This window comes from Deltaproteobacteria bacterium (assembly GCA_026712905.1).
Classification (GTDB): domain Bacteria; phylum Desulfobacterota; class Binatia; order UBA9968; family JAJDTQ01; genus JAJDTQ01.
The window spans coordinates 1-20,915 of record JAPOPM010000147.1; the positions used below are offsets into that span (position 1 = coordinate 1).

The window sequence follows — 20,915 nt, forward strand, 5'->3', positions numbered from 1 at the left end:
GGGAAAACTCTCTCGCACCTGGTCGAGGTCATGCAGCACGGCGATGATCGTTCGTCCTTCGCCATGCCATCCCACCACCACCCTCAGAAGGTCGGCCGTGGTCTTGGCGTCGATTGCCGTGAAGGGCTCGTCGAGCAGAATGACAGGACAGTCTTGCAGCAGCATGCGGGCGAACAAGACCCGTTGAAACTGCCCCGCGGACAAGGAGGCAATCGGCCGTCGACCGAAGCCATCGAGACCGACGGCCACCAGCGCTTTCTCGGCTTGCCGCCGCAGGGTACGCGTGATCGGGCGGAACAGACCGGTGGTGCGCCAGTGACCCAGCAACACCGTCTCGATGACCGAAATCGGGAAACTGCGGTCGATCTCTGCCTGCTGGGGCAGATAGGCAATATCCCTCTGGCACAGGCCGTTGCGTTCCAAGTGGCCCTCAAGAGGCGCCAGGAGACCGATCAGTCCCTTGAGCAAGGTGCTCTTGCCTGATCCATTGGGGCCGACCAGCGCCGTCAACGAACCGGTTGCGAAGCTGCCGGTCAGGTGATGCACGGCCGGATGGCGGTCGTATCCCAGGGTGACGTCGTGGAGGGAAAAGGCGGTTGTCATGGCAGCCACCCCATTGCCCAGGCCGCGGCGACCCACAGCAGGGTCGCGAGGGTACCAGCCCAAACAAGCTGAACGGCCACGCCACTGCCTAGAGGCGAGACGGCACGTCCGAACCGCGTCTCTCCCGCGGAGCCCTTGATTCTGATTGGCCTGCGCATTGATGGGGAAAACGCTTTTCCCACTCGGCCGGCGTCCCGCATGGTCCCTCCTGATGTCTATGATTAATGATAAGCTAATATCAATAAAGAACCTTGTCAAACACCCCAGCGACGGTTGCCGTGAAACATTCATCCATCCCGCCCGCCGCCTCTGATTCGCACCCCGCGTCCCGATCTGTTAAAAATTCGTCATTCGGCTACAAGCAGCCATCCCCAAACCCTGAACATTGTAGTGAACAGTCCGGCCTGAAAGGTGCAGCGTGATCGAGGTCGAGGGTCTCACCCGAAAGTATGGTGATCTGGTGGCGGTGGACGACGTCTCCTTTTCCATCGGGAAAGGGGAGGTGGTCGGCCTTCTGGGGCACAACGGCGCCGGCAAGACCACCATCATGCGCATGCTCACGGGGTACATCGAGCCCACCGCGGGGTCGGTGGTCATCGACGGCATGGCGGTTTCCGAGGAGCGCCTGAGCATCCAGCGCAGGTTGGGTTACCTGTCGGAGAACGCGCCGCTCTATCCGGACATGTCGGTGGTGCGCTACCTGGAGTACGTGGCGGACCTGCGCGGGGTGGCGCCCGCCGAACGGCCGGCGGCGCTGCGGCGGGCGCTGGAGCGGACGTGGCTGGCGGACCGGGCGCTGGATCCGGTGGGGACGCTGTCCAAGGGCTACAAGCAGCGGCTGGGAGTGGCCCAGGCCATCGTGCACGAGCCGGAGATCCTGATTCTCGACGAGCCCACCAACGGTCTGGACCCGGCACAGATCTTCCAGATGCGCTCGCTGGTGAGCGACCTGAGCGAGAACGCCACCATCATCGTTTCCACGCACATCCTCCAGGAGGTGGAGGCGGTGTGCGAGCGGGTGATCATCATGGTGCAGGGGCGCATCGCGGTGGACGCCCGGTTGAGCGAGCTGCAACAGTCCAACCGGCTGGTGGTGGGGCTCGCCAATCCCTCCGACGACGCGGCCGGCCGTCTGGGCGAGATCCCCGGAGTGGCCGAGGTCCTGCCGGCGGAGGGCCCGCGCGGCGAGACCTACGCGCTGGAGCTCGAAGCCGCCACGGACGAGGTGGCTCCCGGCGTCGCCCGGGCGGCGGTGGAAGGCGGCTGGCAGCTCTACCGCCTGAGCGAGCAGGCGCGCACCCTGGAGAGCGTGTTCCGCGAAGTGTCGGAGAGAGGCAGCCATGGCAGGTAGCATCTGGAGCATCGCCAAGAAGGAGTTTTCCACCTACTTCGCGTCGCCGGTGGCGTTCATCTTCCTGGGGACGTTCTCGGCGGTGTGCCTGTTCATCTTCTTCTGGGTCGAACAGTTCTTCTCGCGCAACATCGGCGACGTGCGTCCGCTGTTCGAGTGGATGCCGACCCTGCTGATCTTCCTGAGCGCCGCGCTGACCATGAAGATGTGGAGCGAGGAGCGGCGCATGGAGACCCTGGAGTTCCTCTTCACCATGCCGGTGAAGACGCTCCACCTGGTGCTGGGCAAGTTCCTCGCCTGCATGGGACTGGTGGCCATCGCGCTGGCGCTCACCGTGGGGGTGCCCGCGACCGTGTCGTTCATGGGCCCGCTGGACTGGGGTCCGGTGCTGGGAGCGTACGTCGCGTCGCTGCTGCTGGCGGCGGCCTACTGCGCCATCGGCCTGTACATCAGCGCGCGCAACGAGAGCCAGATCGCGAGCCTCATCCTCACCACGGTGATCGGCTTCGTCTTCTATCTCCTGGGCTCGCTGACCTTCGGTTCCCTGGTGGGCAATCAATGGGCGGAATACCTGGGTCTGGCGGCCACGGGGGTACGCTTCGAGTCCATTACCCGGGGGATCCTGGACCTGCGGGACGTCTACTACTACGTCAGCGTCGTGGGCGTCTTCCTCGCCCTGAACGTCTTCTCGCTGGAACGGCTGCGCTGGTCCAGGGAAGGGCAGAAGCCGCGCCACCGGGCATGGCGGCTGGTCACGGCCCTGGTCATCGTCAACTTCGTGCTGGCCAACTTCTGGTTGCAACGCGGCGTGACGGTGCGCGCCGACCTGACCGCGGACCAGGACTACTCCATCTCCCAGGCCACCCGCGACCTCGTCGCCCAGTTGCAGGAGCCGCTGCTCATCCGCGGCTACTTCAGCGCCCGGACGCACCCGTTGCTGACCCCCCTGATCCCGCGCATCCGCGACACCATTCGCGAGATCGAGTCCATCAGCGGCGGCCGCGTGCGCGCCGAGTTCGTCGACCCGCGGGAGGAACCCGGTCTCGAGGAGGAAGCCAACCAGCGCTTCAACATACGTCCGACCCCCTTTCGCACCGTCGACCGTTATCAGAACTCGCTGGTCAACTCCTACTTCGACCTGCTGCTCCAGTACGGCGACAAGCACGAGGTGCTGCGCTTCAGCGACCTGATCGAGGTCAAGAGCGGCAGGACGGGAACGCGGGTACGCCTGCGCAATCTCGAGTACGACCTCGCCCGCGGCATGAAGAGGGTGCTGTACGGCTTTCAGGACATCGGCGCGCTCTTCGCCGGCATCGCTCAGCCGGTGGAGTTCGAGGCGTATGTTTCGCCCGCGGAGAAGCTGCCCGAGTCCATGGCGGTCTTCCGCAGGCAGTTGCTGATCTCGCTGCGGGAGTTGCGCAAGGAGTCGGACGGGAAGCTCAAGTATGCCGTCGTCGATCCGGAGGCCGAGGGCGGCGTGGTGGCGCGGCAGCTCGCGGAGCGTCACGGGTTTCGCCCCATGTCCCTGGGTCCCCTCGATCCCAAGAAGTTCTATTTCTACATGCTGATGAAGAACAACGGCACCACGGTACAGGTGCCTCTGCCGGAGAAGCTCAACCAGGAGGCCATCCGGCGCAGCATCGAGGGGGCGCTCCGGCGCCTGGCTCCGGGCTTCATCAAGACCATCGGCATACACGTGCCGCCGCTGCGGCCGCCACAGCAGCCGGGGATGCGCCCCCGGCCTCCGGAGCGCGGCTTCCGGTTCCTGGCGCAGAAGCTGCAGGAGAACTACCGCGTCGAGCTGGTGGACATGAAGTCCGGAGTGGTGCCGGAGAACGTGGACCTGCTGCTGCTGGCGGCGCCCGCGGATTTCACGGCCAAGCAGCGGTTCGCCGTCGACCAGTTCCTGATGAAGGGCGGCTCCGTGGCGCTCCTGACCTCGCCCTATGCCGTCACGCGGACCGAGGCCGGCCTGGCCGCCAAGCCTCATGCCTCCGGCCTCGAACCGTTGCTCGAGCACTACGGCGTGACCGTGCGGGAGGCTCTGGTGCTGGATCCGCAGAACGAACCCTTTCCGGTGACCGTGAACCGGAAGGTGGGAACCTTCACGGTGCGGGAACTCCAACTCGTGCCCTACCCCTATTTCGTCGATGTACGGGGTCGAGGCCTCAACGAAGACAACCCCATCACGGCCCGGTTGCCCCAGTTGACCCTGAGCTGGGCGTCGCCGCTGTCGCTTCCCGACGACGAGGCCGGGGGCGTCCGCGCGACGCCGCTGCTCTCCAGCTCCGGCGAGTCCTGGGTGTCCGACTCCTTGAAGGTGCACCCCGACTACAAGCTCTACCCCAAGCTGGGGTTCGAGCGCGAGGGACAGCCCGGGGCACAGGTGCTGGCCGCGGTGTTGGAAGGGGTCTTCCGCTCCTATTTCGCGGACAAGGAGTCGCCGTTGCTGGCCGGGGACGAGGAGGAGAAGCCGGAGGGGGCGGCGGACGCCGCGCCCGCGCGGGAAGCGGCCGAAGAGGAGCCGGAGCCGGTGGTGACGGGTCTGATCGACAAGTCGGCGGAATCGGCGCGCATCATCCTCGTCGGCTCCAACGACGCGTTCACCGACCAGACGCTGCAACTCTCCCGCGCCGCTGCCAACGACCGCTTCGTCAACTCGCTGCAGTTCATGGAGAACGTGGTGGACTGGGCGTTGGAGGACCGGGCGCTGCTGTCCATCCGCAGCCGTGCCCGCTTCGCGCGCACGCTGGTTCCCATGACGCGGGAGCAAAAGGCGTTCTGGGAGTATCTCAACTACGCTTTGGTGCTGGCGGGTCTCGCGCTGGTCTACGGCGGCCACCGCTACCATTTGCGGCGCGCGCGGGACCGCTACCACCGGATGCTGGCGGTCCTGTAGGGGCGACCTGCGGTCGCCCGTCCGTGCTTACTGCCGCTCCCGCCGCACGGAGCGGCCGGGACGGTGCTGTCGATACGGAGAGGTCTTAGCGTGAGTCGATCTATCAAGTTCCTGCTGCTGTTGTTGGTGCTTCAGGCGGGACTCGTGGCGTGGGTCCATCTGGAGGGAGACGCGCCCGACCCGTTCAAGGCCGACACACCGCTCGTGGCCGTGGACATGGACAGCGCGGATACGGTCACCATCGAACAGCCGCGGGAACGGCTCCTGCGCCTGACGCGCAAGGGCGAGGGGTGGGTGTTGCCGGACAAGAGCGACTTCCCCGTGTTGCCCGCGAAGTTCGAGCAGTTCACGGACAAGCTCCTGGGCGCCAAACGGTCGTGGCCGGTGGGGCGGACGATGGTGGGGGCCCGGCAGTTCAAGGTGACGCTGGACGAGTTCGAGAGGCGGGGGCGTTTCCTCAAGGGAGAGACGGTGCTGGGCGACGTCTTCCTGGGTTCGTCCCCGGGCTTCCGCAAGGTGCACGCGCGTCTCGATGGTGACGAGCATACCTACGCCATCGATTTCAATGCCTTCGACGTGCCGGTGGACCCGAGTCAGTGGTACGACACGGAGGCGCTCAGGACGCCGGTGGAGGACATCGCTCGCATCGATCTGGGAGTCTTCGCGCTGAAGGCCCAGGACGGGACGTTCCAGGTGGAGGACCTGCGCGAGAACGAGCAGACCGATGCCGAGCCCGTGCAGGAGATGGTCGAACGAGTCTCGGAGGTGGCCTTCACGGACGTGCTCGGGGACGACGGCCGGGCGCGGTTCGAGGCCGGCAAGCCGGTGGTGCGGTACACCATCGAGCTCAAGGAGGGAACCCCGGTCGAACATGCCGTGGTCGCCGAGGAGGAGAAGAGTCGGTACATCCTGAAGAGTTCCGCGCAACCCTACTACTTCGAGGTGGAGAAGGACCGGTTCGACAAGCTGCGCGATGCGAGCCGCGTAGGGGTGGTCAAGGGCGTGGCCGCGGGTTGACAGGGGCGGCCGATCCTCGGATACTTTTGATTCCCATGGGGCGGGCGAGCCCGCTCCCTACGCACGCAACAGCATTCACACCCCACGAAGCCAAGGGAGGAGACACCATGAGCGCACGTCCCATGCCGACCCAGGAAACGGAGCAATCCTCCGCCAAGCGTTTCATCGCGGCGATCCGGCAACTCCATGCCGACGAGCCCGACGTGGACCAGCGTTGGGAGAAGATGGGGTCGCTTCTGAGCGAGCTCCTGGCGGACCCCAGCGTGAAGGCGCAGGCCGAGCAGTGGCCGTCCTGTGATCAGGGCGGTCTGACCGTCGCCGAGGGCGGGCAGCGGGCACAGAACCTTCTCCTGTACGAAGACCCGGACCACGGTTTCGTCATCAACGGGTTGGTCAAGGCGCCGGGGATGCGCACCAGCATCCACGACCACGCGCACAACTGGACGCTGTACGGCGTGCTCGACGGCAACGAGACCATCGAACGCTACGAGCGGCTGGACGACGGCTCCACGCCGGACTACGCGGAAGTACGCAAGACCGAGAACGCCGAGGTGGGACCCGGCAAGATCGATCTCGTGCGCCCGTGGCAGATCCACGCCGAGCAGAGCGGCGAGGAGCGTACCGTGGCCATCATCGTGCGCGCGGAGAAGCCGGGCACCTTCCTGCAGGGAAGGTACGATCCGGAGACCCGCAAGTACTGGCAGGGATACGGACCCACCCAGATACCCTTCGACTTCGAATAGTTGCCGACGGGGCGGGGTACAGGTTGAAAGTGGAGTCTTTCCGGGGAAGAGGCCGGTATATTTGACATACAGGTTTACACCGGTTACTCTAAGCCCATGCTTTTGAAGGGGTTCTGCATGACACGCTTCTTCGTAGCCCTGGCGAGTCTTTTCATCCTCCTTTGCAGCAGCATGCCTTACGCGCCCGAGGCCTCGGCGCGCGTACAGGCTTCCAGGCAAGCGGATCCGTTCGCCATACCCGCGGGGCTCGAGCCTGCCGTCAAGTTCTGGAAAAAGATCTTCCTGGAATACGACTCCACCCAGCTCGTGTTCTTCGATCCCCGGAACATGTCGAGGATACATGAGGTGGTCAGGGTCAAGAAGGGTGCCAGCACCCGGAGAGTGATCCGTTCCGTGCGCGCGCGGCTCCAGCGGCGCGGAATTTCGTCGCGCCGGATCAAGGCGCAACGGGGCATCCGCGAGCGTTTCGAGGGCGGGGTGCGACGATCGGGACGCTACATGGAGCACATGCGCAAGGTCTTTGCCGCCCGCGGCCTCCCGGTGGAGTTGACCTACCTGCCCCTCGTCGAGTCGTCGTTCAGGAACGACGCGCGTTCGTTTCGCGGTGCCGTGGGCATGTGGCAGTTCATGCCCGGCACGGGGCGGCGGTACATGCGTGTGACCCGGCTCGTGGACGAGCGCAGGGACCCGATGGAGGCGACCCGAGCGGCGGCGCGCCTCTTGCAGGAGAACTATCGGGAGCTTCGCGTCTGGCCGCTGGCGGTGACCGCCTACAACCACGGGCGCGCCGGCATGAAGCGGGCGGTGCGCCAGGTCGGCTCACGGGACATCGTCAAGATCATTCGCCGTTACCGCAGCCGCACCTTCAAGTTCGCTTCCAAGAATTTCTACGCGGAGTTTCTCGCCGCCGTGCACATCATGCGCGATGTCGAGCGGCACCTGCCCCATGTCCGCTTCGATCCGCTGGTGCATCTCGAAGAGATCAGCCTCACGAAGCGCGTGTCGGTGTCCTCGTTGCTGCGTCACAGCCGGGTGTCGCGGGCGGAGTTCCTCAAGTGGAACCCCGCGTTGAGCCGTCGTGCCGCGTGGCTGCCGAAAGGCTATCGGCTCAAGGCGCCGGAGCTGCAGGGTCAATGGTTCCGCAAGGCGTTGGCCGGCATCGGTCCGATGTCGTCTTTCCCGTACCATGTGGTCAGCCGGGGCGATACGCTCTCCGAGATCGCAAGAGTCTATGGTACGTCGGCGAGCGCGATCCAGTCCATCAACGACCTGAGGAGCGCCCACCGCTTGCGCGTCGGGCAACGGCTGGAGATCCCGGGCCGGTCGTCGGCCAGGTCCCGCAACGAGAAGCGGTCCGTCAGCGTCGTGGACAAGCCGCGGGCAGTCGCGAAACGGCGGGCGGCGGACAAGCCACGGGGGGCGCAGGCGGTCGCTGACGACAAGGCTGTACACCATGTGGTGAGGCGCGGCGACACGCTGTGGGACATCGCCAGAGTCCACGGCACGACGGCGCGTGCGATACGGAGTGCGAACGGTGTGCAGAGCGTCCGGCGTTTGTCCGTGGGACAACGGTTGGAGATCCCGAACCGGTCGTCCACGAAGCGGGTGGTGAAGCAACGGCGCTTGTACCACCGCGTGCGTCGCGGGGAGACGCTTTCCACCATCGCCGACCGCTACCGGGTATCGCTGGCCGCCCTCCAGCGCGCCAACGCCATCCGCGACCGGCACCGGATACGTGTCGGCCAGCGCCTGAGAATCCCAGGCACGCAGTCCTGATCGCACACGGGCGGCTCGACACGGCCGCGGTTGCCCTGGATCCGCGTGACGGGTTCGGGCGCGCGTCATCCATGCGCCGGTACACCCTGCTCCGCCGATGCGATATAATCGTCGGAGATCATGTACCAGAGCCTCCTTCAGGCCACGGCCGGCTTCTACCTGCTGGCGACCGGCGCATTCATCCTCCACCTGTTCTTTCAGCGGGAGGCGTTTTCCCGGGCGGGCCAGTGGCTGCTGCTCGCCGGTTTCGTCGGCCATGCGGTAAAGTTCGCCTTCCTTTTTCATGACGCGGGCTTCCCCGCCCTCGCCCAGACCGCGGCCACGCATTCGTTCTACGGCTGGCTGATGGTGGGGGTCTACCTCACCGTGCAGCTTAAGTACCGGCTTCCCATCCTGGGAGGCTTCGTCGCTCCGCTGGCGTTTCTCATGTCGCTGCGCTCCATCGCGTTGGGGGAACCCGGTCTGGAGACGCCGCCGGCGCTGTTGACCTACTGGCTGCCGCTGCACGTGACGCTGGCGCTGCTGGGGAACGCCGTCTTCGCCCTGGCGTTCGCGGTGAGCGTGGTCTACCTGGTGGTCCGCCGACAGCTCAAGCAGAAGCGCATGACCGGCCTGAGCCGTACCGTGCCGGCCCTGGAGACCCTGGACCGTCTCAACAAGATCTTCCTGGTGTGGGGCTTCCCGTTCATGACCCTGGGCATCCTCACGGGCAGCGTGTGGGCGCACGCGCAGTGGGGCAACTTTTGGTCCTGGGATCCGCGCCAGATCACCTCGGCGCTGACCTGGCTGTTGTACGGCATCCTGCTCCACGGCCGGCTGACAGCGGGCTGGCGCGGGCGCAAGGCGGCGCTCTGGACCATCGCCGGATTCCTCATCGTCCTGGGCTACTTCCTCGGGGGCGACGCCTTCTTCCTGAGCCGGCACGGAGGCCGCTTTGAGTGACGCGGCGCACCAGGTCCCGCACCAGATCCTCGTGGTCGGCGTGAATCACCGCACCGCGCCCGTGGAGGTGCGGGAGCAGCTCGCGTTCCCGGCCAAGCGCGTCGATGGCGCCTTGCAGGACCTGCTGACGCTGCCGTCGGTGGACGAGGGGGTGATCCTGTCCACGTGCAACCGGGTGGAAGTGGTGGCGGTGGCACGGGACGGCCACGCCGGACTCGTCGAGATCGAGGACTTTCTCAAGAGCCAGCCCGACGTCCACCTGAAGCCTGCCGAGGACCATCTCTACCACCACGCGCGCAAGAACGCGGTGCGGCATGTCTTCCGCGTGGCCTCCAGCCTCGACTCCATGGTCGTGGGCGAGCCCCAGATCCTCGGTCAATTGAAGGAGTACTACGCCATCGCGCAGCAGGCCGGCACCGTCGGCAGCATCCTGCACCGGCTCTTCCATCGTTCCTTCGCCGTGGCCAAGCGGGTGCGGCAGGACACGGGCATCGCCAACCGGCCGGTGTCCGTGGGCTCGGTGGCGGTGGACCTGGCCCGGCGCATCTTCGACAAACTGGAGGAGAAGACCGTCATGGTCATCGGCTCCGGCGCCATGGGCGAAGCGCTGGTGCGCCACCTGGTGGAGAGCGGCGTGCGCAGCCTGATGATCACCAACCGCACCTTCGAGAAGGCGGTGGAGCTGGCGGACCGCTTCGAGGCCAGCCCCATCCGTTTCGAGGACTACGACCGCTATCTCAGGCTGGCGGACGTGGTCATCGGTTCGGTGGAGTCGGAGGAGGCTCTGATGACGCGCGACACCGCGGCCGAGGTGCTGCGGGAGCGCAAGCAGGACAACATGTTCCTCATCGACCTCGGCGTGCCGAGGAACTTCGACCCGCTCATCAACGACCTGGACAACGTCTACCTCTATCATATCGACGACCTCGCCGACGTGGCGCGGGAAAACCTGCGGGGGCGGGAAAGCGAGGCGGACAAGGGAGAGGTGATCGTCGACCACGAGGTGGAGGCGTTCCATCGGTGGTTGACGTCCCTGGATCAGGTCCCCACCATCGTGGCGCTCAAGCGGAGGCTCGAGGAGATCCGCCGGGGCGAGCTCAAGAAATCGCTGGAGTCGAGTCTCAAGGACGTGTCCGAGCGCGAGCGCAAGGCCATCGAGGATCTGACCGCGGCCATGATCAACAAGATCCTTCACGCCCCCTTGACGCGGCTCAAGCAGCGGCCCCCCGACGACGCGGACTACGACGACGTCGTTCGGGCGCTGTTCGACCTGGACGAGGAGCCCGAACGGGGGCTTCCCCCCGAAACGTCATTCCCGCGAAGGCGGGAATCCGGGGGCGGAGAGGGGTAGCCCGGGCCGAAAGGCATCCCGACCACGCCATGAACGGATTTCGTATCGGTACCCGGCGCAGCCCGCTGGCCATGGTCCAGGCGGAATGGGTCCAAGGCCGCATTCGCGAGCACCATCCGCGAACCGCGGTGGAGATCGTGCCCATCCGCACCAGCGGCGACCGCTTCCAGAACGTTCCCATCGAGCAGATCGGCGCCAAGGGCGTGTTCATCAAGGAGATCGAGGAGGCGCTTCTGCGCGGGGACGTCGACGTCGCGGTGCACTCCATGAAGGACCTGCCCACGGAGCTTCCCGAGGGGCTGGCCATCGCCGCGGTGCCGGAACGCGAGAATCCCGCGGACGTGCTGGTGAGCCGGATCGCGGGGAGCCTCGACGCGCTCCCGGCCGGAGCCCGAATCGGCACGGGCAGCCTCCGGCGGCGCGCGCAATTGCTGTACCACCGCCCGGACCTCACCGTGGTGCCCATCCGGGGCAACGTCGGCACGCGCATCGCCAAGCTCGACCGCGGCGAAGTGGACGCCCTGGTGTTGGCGCTGGCCGGGCTCACGCGTCTGGGACGGGCGCACGAAGCCACGCAGTTGCTGCCGTTGGAGACCTGCATGAGTGCCGTGGCCCAGGGCGCCCTGGGCCTGGAGACGCGCGGCGCCGAGGTGGAGCGCCTGCGCTTCCTGGACCACGCGCCGTCGGCGCTCGAGGTGGCGGCGGAGCGGGCTTTCCTGGCGCGCCTGGAGGGAGGCTGCCAGGTACCGGTGGGCGCGCGGGCGGTGGTGCGCGGCGACCGGCTCGCGCTCACGGGCATGGTGGCGGAGGTTTCCGGCAGGCAGGTCTTCACGGGGGAGCTGTCGGGAGCGTCCGCGGACGCCGTCTTGCTGGGGACACGACTGGCGGAGCGGCTGCTGGCGGGAGGGGGGGGAGGCGGGCTGCGGGGGGGGCGGCGGGGGAGGGGGGCGGGCGCGTGGCTGGGGGGGGCGCGGCGGTGAGCGGCCCCGCCGTGCCCGGCGCGCCGGTTCCCGCCGCCGCGCCGCTGTCCGGGCAACGCATCCTCGTCACGCGCCCGCGCGAACAGGCCGGCGCCTTGGTGCGCGGCGCGGAGGCTCTCGGCGCGCGCGCCGTGGTCTTCCCCACGGTGGAGATCCTGCCGCTCGCGGACAACGCCGCCCTCGACCGGGCCATCCGCGGTCTACCCGAACAGGACTGGGTGGTCTTCACCAGCGCCAACGGGGTCCGGCATTTCCTCCCGCGCTGCGAAGCCCTGGGCTGCATGGACAGCCTGCGCCGGCTCTCCATCGCGGCCATCGGTCCGCAGACGGCCCGGCTGCTGGAGGAGCGCGGCCTTGCGGTGAGCCTCGTGCCGGAGGAGTACCGCGCCGAGGGCATCCTGTCGGCCCTCGGCCCGGAGCGGGTGCGGGCGCGCCGGTTCCTCCTCGCCCGTGTCGCGGGCGCGCGCGACGTGCTCCCGGAAACCCTGCGCCGCTGGGGCGCGGAAGTCGAGGTGGTGGAAGCCTACCGCAACGAACCCGTGCGCACGGGCGCCGCGCGCTTGCTGGAAGTCCTCGATCAGGTGGACTGGGTCACCTTCACCAGCCCCAGCACGGTGAACGCCTTCATGGACCTGCTCGCGGGGGCGAACGCGGTGCTGCCCGCCGCCGTGCGGGTCGCCTGTATCGGTCCCGTCACCGCCGACGCCGCCCGCCACCGCCGCCTGGACGTGAGCGCGGTAGCGCGGGAATACACTATTCCCGGCCTCGTTCAGGCACTGGTGACGGCCGTGGACAAGCACGTTGATAAACGCCGAGAGACGTTGTAGGGGAGGCAATCATGGCATTTCCCGTCACCCGACCGAGAAGGCTCCGGCGCACCGCCTTGCTGCGCGACATGGTGCGCGAGACCGCGCTCAGTCCGCGGGACTTCATCTATCCGCTGTTCGTGTGCCCGGGGCGCGACCAGGTGCAGCCGGTGACGTCCATGCCCGGGGTGTCCCAGCTCTCCGTGGACCGGGCGGCGGCGGAGGCGGAGAACGTCTGGCACCTGGGCATTCCGGGCGTGATCCTGTTCGGCATTCCCGAGACCAAGGACGCCGTGGGGTCGGAGGCCTACGCCGATCACGGCGTGGTGCAGCAGGCGGTGCGGGCCATCAAGGACAGGGTCCCGGACTTGCTGGTGATCACCGACGTGTGCTTGTGCGAATACACCGACCACGGCCATTGCGGCGTCGTCGACGCCGGCGAGGTGGACAACGACGAAACCCTCGAGCTGCTGGTCAAGGAGGCCCTGTCCCATACCCGCGCCGGCGCCGACGTGGTGGCCCCGTCGGACATGATGGACGGCCGCGTGGGCGCCATCCGCGCCGCGCTCGACGGCGAGGGCTTCGAGAACGTCGTCATCATGGCCTACGCCGCCAAATACGCATCGGGCTTCTACGGCCCGTTCCGCGAGGCGGCCGAGTCGACGCCCCGGTTTGGCGACCGGCGCTCGTATCAGATGGACCCGGGAAACAGCGACGAGGCGCTCAGGGAGGTGGAGGCGGACATCGCCGAGGGCGCCGACATCGTCATGGTGAAGCCGGCCCTGGCGTATCTGGACGTGATCTCAAGGGTGAAACAGCGTTTCGGCCATCCCACCGCGGCCTACAACGTGAGCGGCGAGTACGCCATGATCAAGGCCGCCGCGCAGAACGGCTGGATCGACGAGAGCACGGTGGTGCCCGAGGTCTTGCTGTCCATCAAGCGCGCCGGCGCCGACCTGATCCTCACCTACTTCGCCAAGGAAATGGCGGCGGGGCTATGATGCCCGCCCCAGCAGGCGGCGCACTTCGCCGACCCGGTTACGCAGGATCTTTTCGCATTCCGGTTCCCGTCCGGAGGTGTGCACCTGCGCTTCGGAAAGCCGGAACAGCAGCACCCGGGCGCCGCGCGCCAGGCGGATGACGTAGGTGTTGGAGTCGGCGTCGTGGTACGACTCCGTCGCGCTTACGGAGTTATCCTCGGAGCGGATGATGGCGTTGGCCCATGCCTCGATGTCGGGCACGGCCGCGTCGCCCACTTGTTCGGCGATCATCGGGGCGCGAGCGCTAGCTTTTGGGTAAGCGGAACGGGCGGTGGCAGCTTCCGCAGGCGCTTCTGCCGTAGCCCTTGACCAGTTCGGCCGTGTCCTCGCCCGCGCGCGCCTTGGTCGCGATGCCCTGGGCCAGCATGACGGCGTTCTTGGCGGCCGCCGTGAACTCGTCCCACTTCTCCCAGATCTCGGGCTTGGCGCGCGAACCCTCCGAGCTTCCCTTGGGGAAGGTCTCCTCGTTGACCTTGGCGAAGGCTTCCGCGAGCTTGTCGGCGTTGGCCGCCACCCCCGCCGCGTCCGTGGCCTGGCGCATGGCCTTGCTGAACCCGCCGATGTCCTTCATCAGTTGCGTGCGCGCCTCGATGACCTTGTCGAACGGTCCGGCCGAGAACGCGTTGGCGCCGATCATGAGAAAGGCTCCCGCCACCAGGGTGTACAACCACCACTGTCTCCGCATGGGTTTCCTCCGTTACTGCTCGAACTCGTGTTTCTGAAGCTCCTTGATGAGAGCCGACAGGTTGGGGTCGCTGTTGATCGCGTCGTTCACCTTGTTCTGGAATTCGCCGGCGGCGCGTTCCAACGGACCGGTGTCGATGCGGATGCCGAGCCACTGGGTCAGGCGCAGCACCAGCGCCAGGGTCCCGCGCGGGTTCGGCGACGGCGCCAGGTAGTGGGGCAACGCGGCCCACAGGCTCACGTGCGGCATGCCTTCCCGGCGGAACGTGTCGCCCAGGATACCCACGATGCCGGTGGGGCCCTGGTAGCGCGAGGGAGTGAAGTCCAGCTCCTTCACCAGCGCCGGGTCCGACGAAAACCCGTTCAGGGGCACCGGCTTGGTGTACAGCACCTCGTCGAGAAGCGCCCCGATGGTGATGACCCTGGCCACTCCCCAGCCGTGCGCAAGCTCCATGATGGTCCGGGTGAACGCTTTCCAGTGGAGGTGCGGCTCGGCGCCGGTGGCGAAGATGAAGTCCCGCTCCATCTCGTTGCCGGTTCTGTAATAGTGGAAGTCGTACGAGGGCCACTCGATCTCGCGCTGGCCCTCCACCAGTCGTACCTGGGGACGGTGAACGGAGAAGTCGTAGTAGTCCTCGGGATCGATCTTGGCCAACTCCGCCGCCAGCAGTTGCTCGACAAGGTAGCGAACCGCCGACGTGGCCGACGACCCGGCGTCGCTCCAGCCCGAGAACGACAGGATCAGGAACGGGTGGCGCAGATTGGGCCGGCGGATGTGTGAAATGGCGTCGGACTCCATGCGTCCTGTCTACCACATCTGCCCGACGCAGTACCAGCCGTGCCCGTGGTTCCGGCGAAACGGGGCCGCTCTCCGGTCGCGTTCGCGCCACCGCCCGGATCTGCTGGAAACTGGGTGGGGTCCGTGCCATGATTCTCCACCGGCTCCCCCATCATGTGTCCTTCAACCACCGCATACGACCCGGTCCTGTTCGGCCGGGATGCGACTCCTTCCGTAACGGCGGTGGAACCGGAGGGAAACGGTCACGTCCGAATCTACGTCAGGGAGCCTTCGGTAGTTTCCTCCACCGTGGTGCCGTTCGAGCCGTTCCTGTGGCTGACCTCCGAGGACAGGCTCGCCGGGTGGAGGGGCGAAAGCCGCATCGAGCCGCTCGCGGGCACCCACAGGTTCCGCCGGCTGGCGTTCTTCCCGGACATGGACAGCCTGGAATCCGCCCGGGCATGGCTCCTGCGCAAGAGCGGGAAGAGCCAGAACACCCCCGGGCTGCCGTTCCTGTATGTGCGCGACCCGGTCCGGCAATACCTTCTGGGGTCCGGCACGACCCACTTCAACGGGATGCGCTTCGACCGCCTCTTGCGCATGCAGGTGGACCTCGAGGTGTACCGCACCCCCGGCTTCGAGTTCCCCAATCCGTTGCGGGACGGCGACCGCATCACGGCCATCGCCATGTCCGACAGCAGCGGCTGGGAGCGGCTGATTTCCGGCCGGGAACATGACGAGGGGACGATGCTGGCGGAGATGGTCCGGGAAGTGCGCCGGCGCGATCCGGACGTCATCGAAGGGCACAATTTCTTCCGCTTCGATCTCCCTTACGTCGAGGAGCGCGCCCGGCGGCACGGCGTGAGCCTCACGCTGGGCCGGGACGGCGGCACGCCGCGCCGGCGTTCCGCGCGTTTCCAGGTGGGTGACCGCGTGATTCCGTACCGGCACTACGAAATCCACGGACGCCACGTCATCGACACCTGGTTCCTGGCGCAACGCTACAGCCGCGCCGACCGCGCGCTCAAGCGCAACGGCCTGAAGGACGTGGCGCGTCACTTCGGCGTGGCCGCGCCCGACCGGACGTACATTCACGGCGCCGAGGCGAGTTGGTATTTCGATCACGATCCGGACACGCTCTTCCGCTACGCGCTCGACGACGTGCGCGAGACCCGCGCCATCTCGGCGGCGCTTTCGCCCGGCTGCTACCTCCAGGCGCGGATCCTGCCGTGCCGCTACCAGGATACCGCGCTGGTGGACCAGAGTACCGCCATCGACTGGCTCATGCTCCGGGAATACCATGCCCGGCGGCATTCCGTGCCGGTTCCGATGACCCCGGTGCCGGTCACCGGAAGGATGGCGGAATCAAGGACCTTGGGCGTGTCTCGACGCGTGCTGCGCTGTGAACTCGGCCCGATTTATGCCGCGGTCATGCTGCACGGCGGTTGCCGGCCTCGATCGGACGACCTGGAGGTCTTTCCGGCGCTGCTGCGCGGGTTCCGCGACCTGCAAGGAGGCGCGGCGCCGGTGGCGGACGCCGCACCGGACCAGGACCCCTCCCGCTTCATGGCCACGGCGCGCGCCGAATTCTCGGTGCTGGTGGAGTCGCTGCACGGTTATCTGGCCGCGCCCGCCGTCCACTTCAACGACCATGAAGCGGCGGACCGTGTGACGCGCGTGGGGGGAGATCACGTGCGGAGCCTGGCGGAAGGCTTCGAGTCGCGCGGCGCACGGTTGGTCACGATGGACTCCGACGGCCTCTATCTCGTGCCTCCGGCGGACGTCGTGGACGGTCCCGCCGAAGACGCACTGGTGGGAGCGGTGCTGGCGGCGGCGCTGCCGTGGAAGGTGGACCTGCCGCTCGGGCGTTATCGGGCGATGTTCTGCTGCGGCGCGGAGGACCACGCGCTGCTCGACCACGAGGGCGGCCTGTCCTTGAACGGGCCGCGGCTCAACTCGCGCGGCCTCGAGCGGTACCGGCGCCAATGGCTGGAAGAGATGCTCGGGTTGCTCCTGCAAGAGCGGAAGGACGAGATTCCGGCGCTGTACGAGCAGTACCGCGAGGCGCTCACGCACCACCGGCTCGACCTGGGGCTGCTGAAGCGCACCGAAACGCTGCGGGAATCCCTGGACGAGTACCAGATGAAGGTCAAGGGCGGGAAGCAGCATCCCCGCGGCGCCTACGAGGTGGCGCTACGGTCGGAACGCCGTTACCTGGCGGGGGACCAGATCTCCTATTACGTCGTGGGCGAAGGCGCCAACGTCATGGTGAACGAGAACTGCCGCTATGTGTCGGAATGGGACCCCGCACGCCCCGACGAGAACGTGGAATACTACAAGGCAAGGCTGCGGGACCTCTACGAGCAGTTGCGTCCCTTCTTCACGGAGGAATGAGTCGAACCGGGCGGTACCGCACCAATCCGGACGGCCGGGATCGACGCGGCGCCTCGGGCTATTTTCGTTGACGATTCGGCCCGGTAGGGCCTATAATAGGCAACGGTTCATTCTTCCACGAAGCGATAACGAGAACCAACAAACAGGAGGTGCTTGATGGATACGATGGAGCTCGTTCAATTTCTACTGCGCTGGGTGCATTTACTGGCGGGCGTCACCTGGATCGGCCTGCTCTACTATTTCAACTTCGTGCAGACGCCGTTCTTCGCCGAAACCGAGGCCTCGACCCGTACCGGCGCCATCCAAAAACTCGTGCCGCGCGCCCTCTGGTGGTTCCGCTGGGGCGCCATGTTCACCTTCCTGGCCGGTATCCTCATCTACATCATCAAGTGGTCGCAGCTCGGCAGCGATTTCTTCCCGTCGGGTTACGGCATGGCCATCACCATCGGCGGCACCATGGGCACGCTCATGTTCCTGAACGTGTGGCTGGTGATCTGGCCCAACCAGCAGGTGGTCATCGCTTCCGCCGACCAGGTGGCCGGAGGGGGAGAGGCGCTTCCGGACGCGGCGAGCAAGGGCCAATGGGCCGGGTTTGCGTCGCGCACCAACACTCTCTTCTCCATCCCCATGCTGTTCTTGATGGGGGCGGCGAGCCACTATCCGCACGGCGCGTCCGGCGGTAACGCCGCGGTCTTCTGGATCGTGAGCCTCGTGATCATCGCCATCGTCGAGCTGAATGCCCTGGTGGGCGATGCCGGGGGAGGCACCAAGAAGCTGCTGACGTCGATTCCGGGCGTGATCTGGAGCGGTCTGATCCTGACCGCGATCTTCTGGATTCTTCTGGAGATTGCGTAGGCGCCTACGGCTGCGCCAGAAAGGCGGCGATATCCGGAATTCTTTTCCTCACCTGAGGGTAGGTGGGCATGGCGCTGGAGGTCCGTTGGGGCTTGTAGTCCGGCGGGTAGGTCTTGCGCAGGACCTTGGCCTCCAGCAGTTCCACTGAAGCCCCCTTGACGGCCGGACCCTGGGAGCCGGGTTTGCTCGGATCGATATTGTGGCACAAGATGCAGGTCGCGATGTACATCCGTCTCCCACGGGCCGGGTCCGGCCCGGTCACTTCCTGAGCTCCTTCGTCCTTGCCACACGCGCTGGTCAACGCCAGCGCCAAACACACCGTTAGAGTCAAGACAAGTTTCTGCATCTTCGTTCCGCACGGTTTTCTTGAAACCCGGGGGATAGACGTTTCGGGGTGTTGGCGCCGCCCGTGGGGGAGACTACCCGCCCGCCACCGGTTCGCGCATGGTGACGAACTCTTCCGCGGCGGTGGGGTGAATGCCGATGGTGCGGTCGAAGTCGGCCTTGGTGGCGTTGCACGTGAGGGCCACGGCCAGTCCCTGAACGATTTCGCCGGCGTCGGCGCCCACCATGTGGCAGCCCACCACCCGGTCGCTCGCCCGCTCCACGATGAGCTTCATCATGGTCTTCTCGTCGCGGCCGGACAGGGTGTGCTTGAGCGGCCGGAAGGCGGAGCGGTAGACGTCCACTTCGCCGTAGTGCTCCCGCGCGGCCTCCTCGGTGTAGCCTACCGAGCCCACCGGCGGCTGGCTGAACACCGCGGAGGGAATGTTGCGGTAGTCCATGGGTCCGACGTCGCCCTTGAACAGCATCCGGGAGAGGATCATGGCCTCGGCGATGGCCACCGGGGTGAGCTTGACCCGATCGGTGACGTCGCCCAAGGCGTAGATGGAGGGCACGCTGGTCTGGTAGCGGTCGTCGACCACCACCGCGCCGTTGCGGGCCAGCTCCACGCCGGCCTCCTCCATGCCCAGGCCGCGGGTGTTGGGCAGCCGGCCGGTGGCGAACATCACCGCGTCGGTCTTCAGCGTCTCTCCGTCCTTCAGGGTCGCCGTCAGGCTGGCTCCGTTCCGCTCGATGGCGGCGATGTCGGCCTCGAAGCGCAGGTCGATGCCCTTCTTGCGCATCTCGTCCGCCAGGGTGTTGCGCACGTCGAGGTCGAAGCCGCGCATGAACAGCGCGCCGCGATAGAGCTGGATCACCTCCACGCCCAGGCCGTGGAAGATGCCGGCGAATTCCACCGCGATGTAGCCGCCGCCGACGATGACGATGCGCTTGGGCATCTCCGGCAGGTAGAAGGCTTCGTTGGAGGTGATGGCGTGCTCCTTGCCGGGCACGTTGGGCACCGTGGGCCAACCGCCGGTGGCCACCAGGATGTGGGCGGCGGTGACCTTGCGTCCGGCCACCTCCACGGTGTGCGCGTCCAGCACCCGCGCGCGCGACTCGAACAATTCGACGCCGTGGCTCTGGAGCAGGTTGCGGTAGATCGAGTTGAGGCGCGCGATCTCCTGGTCCTTGTTGCGGATCAGCGACGGCCAGTCGAAGCTGCGCTCGCCCACGCTCCAGCCGAAGCCCGCGGCGTCCTCGAAGTCGTCGGCGAAGTGGGAGCCGTAGACCAGGAGCTTCTTCGGGATGCAGCCTACGTTGACGCAGGTGCCACCCAGGTAGCGCTCTTCCGCCACCGCCACGCGCGCGCCGTAAGTGGCCGCCATGCGGCTGGCGCGCACGCCTCCCGAGCCCGCGCCGATGGTGAAGAGATCGAAGTCGTAGCGTGTGTCCGCCATCAAAGGATTCCTCCCTCCGGCGATTCATGGAACAGAAAGGACGCGCCCAGGGCCTCGGCTCCCGGCACCCGGACGGCGTCGTCGCCCGCGGCCTCGTAACGGATGCCGGCCTGGTCGAGGCAGCGTCGCGCCGCCGCCAGGTCGCCCGTGCGCATGGACACCTCCGCGATGTACGGCGTGCACGGAAGCTCGCGGCCGGGGTAGCGCGCGCGAAAGCGGCCGCCCTCGATGAACACCACGCGCCCCTCGTGGAGCCCCATCTCCCAGGTCCCGCTCTTCTCCAGCGCCTCGACCCCGACGAAGCGGCAGAAGCGTTCGGCCGCCTCCCGCGGGTCGTCCACGCACACCAGCACGCCCGTGAGCGCCACGACGCCGTTGGGCTGGTGCTGGTAGCGCGGCTGCCACACCAGCTCCGGCGTGTGGTGCGTGACGATCTGGATGCGCCCCTCGGGCATCACCTCCGGCGGCACCCGGATCACCGAGAAGCGGCAGGTCTCCTCGCCGCCGTCCGTGGGCACCGGGCGCGCCAGGCGCACCAGCGGCAGCGGGCGGAAGCCGTCCCGGCCGATGCGCTCGTGGTTCTCCTCGGGATGGTTGGCGGCGAACGCGATCAGATGCCAGCCGGGATAGCGGTCGAGTTGCGCCCGGAGCTGGCGCGACAGCGGCGTGTCCACGGTGGGGCCGAGCATCTCCAGGTATCCCTGGCGGAAGATGGCGCACTGGTTGCCGGTGCCGCTCGGGGTGGCCGCCACACCCGGCTCGGTGCTGGCCATGTGCGCCACGAAGGGCGTCAGCGAAAAACCCAGTTCCTCGAGCCGGCGCGGGGAAGCGTCGAAGTCGGGGACGAAGAGCCCCACGTGGTCCAGGTAAACCTCATGTCCCTCGGGGACGAGTCCGCTTGCTGCCATGCTT

General features: G+C 67.0%; 19 protein-coding genes. 12 read left to right on the plus strand and 7 right to left on the minus strand.

All coding sequences use genetic code 11. The annotated features are described in order from the left end of the window. A partial coding sequence (locus OXF11_11685) for an ABC transporter ATP-binding protein (protein MCY4487756.1) occupies positions 1–603 on the minus strand: 603 nt, incomplete at its 3' end. A gap of 418 nt (positions 604–1,021) precedes the next feature. Between OXF11_11685 and OXF11_11690 the strand changes: the two genes are divergently transcribed. From OXF11_11690 to hemB, 10 genes are all read left to right on the plus strand, one after another. Then, entirely contained in the window at positions 1,022–1,954 is a 933-nt protein-coding gene (locus OXF11_11690) for an ABC transporter ATP-binding protein (GenBank protein ID MCY4487757.1), read from the plus strand. Further along, on the plus strand, positions 1,944–4,853 hold the full coding sequence (locus OXF11_11695) for a Gldg family protein (protein ID MCY4487758.1): 2,910 nt from the start codon (positions 1,944–1,946) through the stop codon (positions 4,851–4,853). The genes OXF11_11690 and OXF11_11695 overlap by 11 nt, the downstream gene beginning before the upstream one ends. A gap of 90 nt (positions 4,854–4,943) precedes the next feature. Beyond that, complete coding sequence (locus OXF11_11700) at positions 4,944–5,870, plus strand: DUF4340 domain-containing protein (protein MCY4487759.1); 927 nt, start codon at positions 4,944–4,946, stop codon at positions 5,868–5,870. Between the two features lie 107 nt (positions 5,871–5,977). Next, positions 5,978–6,613, plus strand: a complete 636-nt coding sequence (locus tag OXF11_11705; protein ID MCY4487760.1) for a hypothetical protein — start codon at positions 5,978–5,980, stop codon at positions 6,611–6,613. A gap of 117 nt (positions 6,614–6,730) precedes the next feature. Continuing rightward, positions 6,731–8,389 carry a LysM peptidoglycan-binding domain-containing protein gene (locus OXF11_11710; protein ID MCY4487761.1) on the plus strand — a complete coding sequence of 553 codons (1,659 nt, stop codon included), beginning with the start codon at positions 6,731–6,733 and terminating at the stop codon, positions 8,387–8,389. Between the two features lie 120 nt (positions 8,390–8,509). Continuing rightward, positions 8,510–9,331: a cytochrome c biogenesis protein CcsA gene (gene ccsA / locus OXF11_11715; protein MCY4487762.1), complete on the plus strand. Its 822-nt coding sequence runs from the start codon at positions 8,510–8,512 to the stop codon at positions 9,329–9,331. Continuing rightward, on the plus strand, positions 9,324–10,682 hold the full coding sequence (gene hemA / locus OXF11_11720; GenBank protein ID MCY4487763.1) for a glutamyl-tRNA reductase: 1,359 nt from the start codon (positions 9,324–9,326) through the stop codon (positions 10,680–10,682). Before ccsA ends, hemA begins: the two co-directional genes overlap by 8 nt. 29 nt (positions 10,683–10,711) lie before the next feature. Further along, on the plus strand, positions 10,712–11,662 hold the full coding sequence (gene hemC / locus OXF11_11725) for a hydroxymethylbilane synthase (protein MCY4487764.1): 951 nt from the start codon (positions 10,712–10,714) through the stop codon (positions 11,660–11,662). After that, positions 11,638–12,489: a uroporphyrinogen-III synthase gene (locus tag OXF11_11730; protein MCY4487765.1), complete on the plus strand. Its 852-nt coding sequence runs from the start codon at positions 11,638–11,640 to the stop codon at positions 12,487–12,489. The genes hemC and OXF11_11730 overlap by 25 nt, the downstream gene beginning before the upstream one ends. A gap of 11 nt (positions 12,490–12,500) precedes the next feature. Next, a complete protein-coding gene (hemB, locus tag OXF11_11735; GenBank protein ID MCY4487766.1) occupies positions 12,501–13,469 on the plus strand; it encodes a porphobilinogen synthase in 969 nt (322 codons plus the stop codon). Here the strand turns inward: hemB and OXF11_11740 are convergent. From OXF11_11740 to OXF11_11750, 3 genes are read right to left on the minus strand one after another with little or no spacing between them, the layout of a single operon-like run. Further along, positions 13,464–13,739 carry a hypothetical protein gene (locus OXF11_11740; GenBank protein MCY4487767.1) on the minus strand — a complete coding sequence of 92 codons (276 nt, stop codon included), beginning with the start codon at positions 13,737–13,739 and terminating at the stop codon, positions 13,464–13,466. The genes hemB and OXF11_11740 overlap by 6 nt on opposite strands. A gap of 13 nt (positions 13,740–13,752) precedes the next feature. Beyond that, positions 13,753–14,193 carry a cytochrome c gene (locus tag OXF11_11745; protein ID MCY4487768.1) on the minus strand — a complete coding sequence of 147 codons (441 nt, stop codon included), beginning with the start codon at positions 14,191–14,193 and terminating at the stop codon, positions 13,753–13,755. 12 nt (positions 14,194–14,205) lie between these two features. Further along, positions 14,206–14,991, minus strand: coding sequence for a PAC2 family protein (locus OXF11_11750; GenBank protein MCY4487769.1), 786 nt, complete (start codon positions 14,989–14,991; stop codon positions 14,206–14,208). A gap of 153 nt (positions 14,992–15,144) precedes the next feature. Here OXF11_11750 and OXF11_11755 point away from each other — a divergent pair, with 153 nt between their 5' ends. Both OXF11_11755 and OXF11_11760 read left to right on the plus strand, forming a co-directional pair. Then, on the plus strand, positions 15,145–17,364 hold the full coding sequence (locus OXF11_11755) for a DNA polymerase II (GenBank protein ID MCY4487770.1): 2,220 nt from the start codon (positions 15,145–15,147) through the stop codon (positions 17,362–17,364). 156 nt (positions 17,365–17,520) lie between these two features. Beyond that, positions 17,521–18,219: a urate hydroxylase PuuD gene (locus OXF11_11760; protein ID MCY4487771.1), complete on the plus strand. Its 699-nt coding sequence runs from the start codon at positions 17,521–17,523 to the stop codon at positions 18,217–18,219. A gap of 4 nt (positions 18,220–18,223) precedes the next feature. On the opposite strand, the gene OXF11_11765 is transcribed toward OXF11_11760, so the two are convergent. From OXF11_11765 to OXF11_11775, 3 genes are all read right to left on the minus strand, one after another. Continuing rightward, entirely contained in the window at positions 18,224–18,448 is a 225-nt protein-coding gene (locus OXF11_11765; protein MCY4487772.1) for a hypothetical protein, read from the minus strand. Positions 18,449–18,638: 190 nt separating this feature from the next. Beyond that, on the minus strand, positions 18,639–20,003 hold the full coding sequence (gene gorA, locus OXF11_11770; GenBank protein ID MCY4487773.1) for a glutathione-disulfide reductase: 1,365 nt from the start codon (positions 20,001–20,003) through the stop codon (positions 18,639–18,641). Continuing rightward, positions 20,003–20,911 carry a VOC family protein gene (locus tag OXF11_11775; protein MCY4487774.1) on the minus strand — a complete coding sequence of 303 codons (909 nt, stop codon included), beginning with the start codon at positions 20,909–20,911 and terminating at the stop codon, positions 20,003–20,005. Before OXF11_11775 ends, gorA begins: the two co-directional genes overlap by 1 nt. Positions 20,912–20,915 lie beyond the last annotated feature (4 nt).

What these genes read in the sequence shown, in the direction of transcription:
- OXF11_11695 (MCY4487758.1), top strand. Translation starts at nt 1,944, where the DNA reads ATGGCAGGTAGCATCTGGAGCATCGCCAAGAAGGAGTTTTCCACCTAC.
- OXF11_11705 (MCY4487760.1), top strand. Translation starts at nt 5,978, where the DNA reads ATGAGCGCACGTCCCATGCCGACCCAGGAAACGGAGCAATCCTCCGCC.
- OXF11_11710 (MCY4487761.1), top strand. Translation starts at nt 6,731, where the DNA reads ATGACACGCTTCTTCGTAGCCCTGGCGAGTCTTTTCATCCTCCTTTGC.
- ccsA (MCY4487762.1), top strand. Translation starts at nt 8,510, where the DNA reads ATGTACCAGAGCCTCCTTCAGGCCACGGCCGGCTTCTACCTGCTGGCG.
- hemC (MCY4487764.1), top strand. Translation starts at nt 10,712, where the DNA reads ATGAACGGATTTCGTATCGGTACCCGGCGCAGCCCGCTGGCCATGGTC.
- hemB (MCY4487766.1), top strand. Translation starts at nt 12,501, where the DNA reads ATGGCATTTCCCGTCACCCGACCGAGAAGGCTCCGGCGCACCGCCTTG.
- OXF11_11740 (MCY4487767.1), bottom strand. Translation starts at nt 13,739, where the DNA reads ATGATCGCCGAACAAGTGGGCGACGCGGCCGTGCCCGACATCGAGGCA.
- OXF11_11745 (MCY4487768.1), bottom strand. Translation starts at nt 14,193, where the DNA reads ATGCGGAGACAGTGGTGGTTGTACACCCTGGTGGCGGGAGCCTTTCTC.
- OXF11_11750 (MCY4487769.1), bottom strand. Translation starts at nt 14,991, where the DNA reads ATGGAGTCCGACGCCATTTCACACATCCGCCGGCCCAATCTGCGCCAC.
- OXF11_11755 (MCY4487770.1), top strand. Translation starts at nt 15,145, where the DNA reads ATGTGTCCTTCAACCACCGCATACGACCCGGTCCTGTTCGGCCGGGAT.
- OXF11_11760 (MCY4487771.1), top strand. Translation starts at nt 17,521, where the DNA reads ATGGATACGATGGAGCTCGTTCAATTTCTACTGCGCTGGGTGCATTTA.
- OXF11_11765 (MCY4487772.1), bottom strand. Translation starts at nt 18,448, where the DNA reads ATGTACATCGCGACCTGCATCTTGTGCCACAATATCGATCCGAGCAAA.
- gorA (MCY4487773.1), bottom strand. Translation starts at nt 20,003, where the DNA reads ATGGCGGACACACGCTACGACTTCGATCTCTTCACCATCGGCGCGGGC.
- OXF11_11775 (MCY4487774.1), bottom strand. Translation starts at nt 20,911, where the DNA reads ATGGCAGCAAGCGGACTCGTCCCCGAGGGACATGAGGTTTACCTGGAC.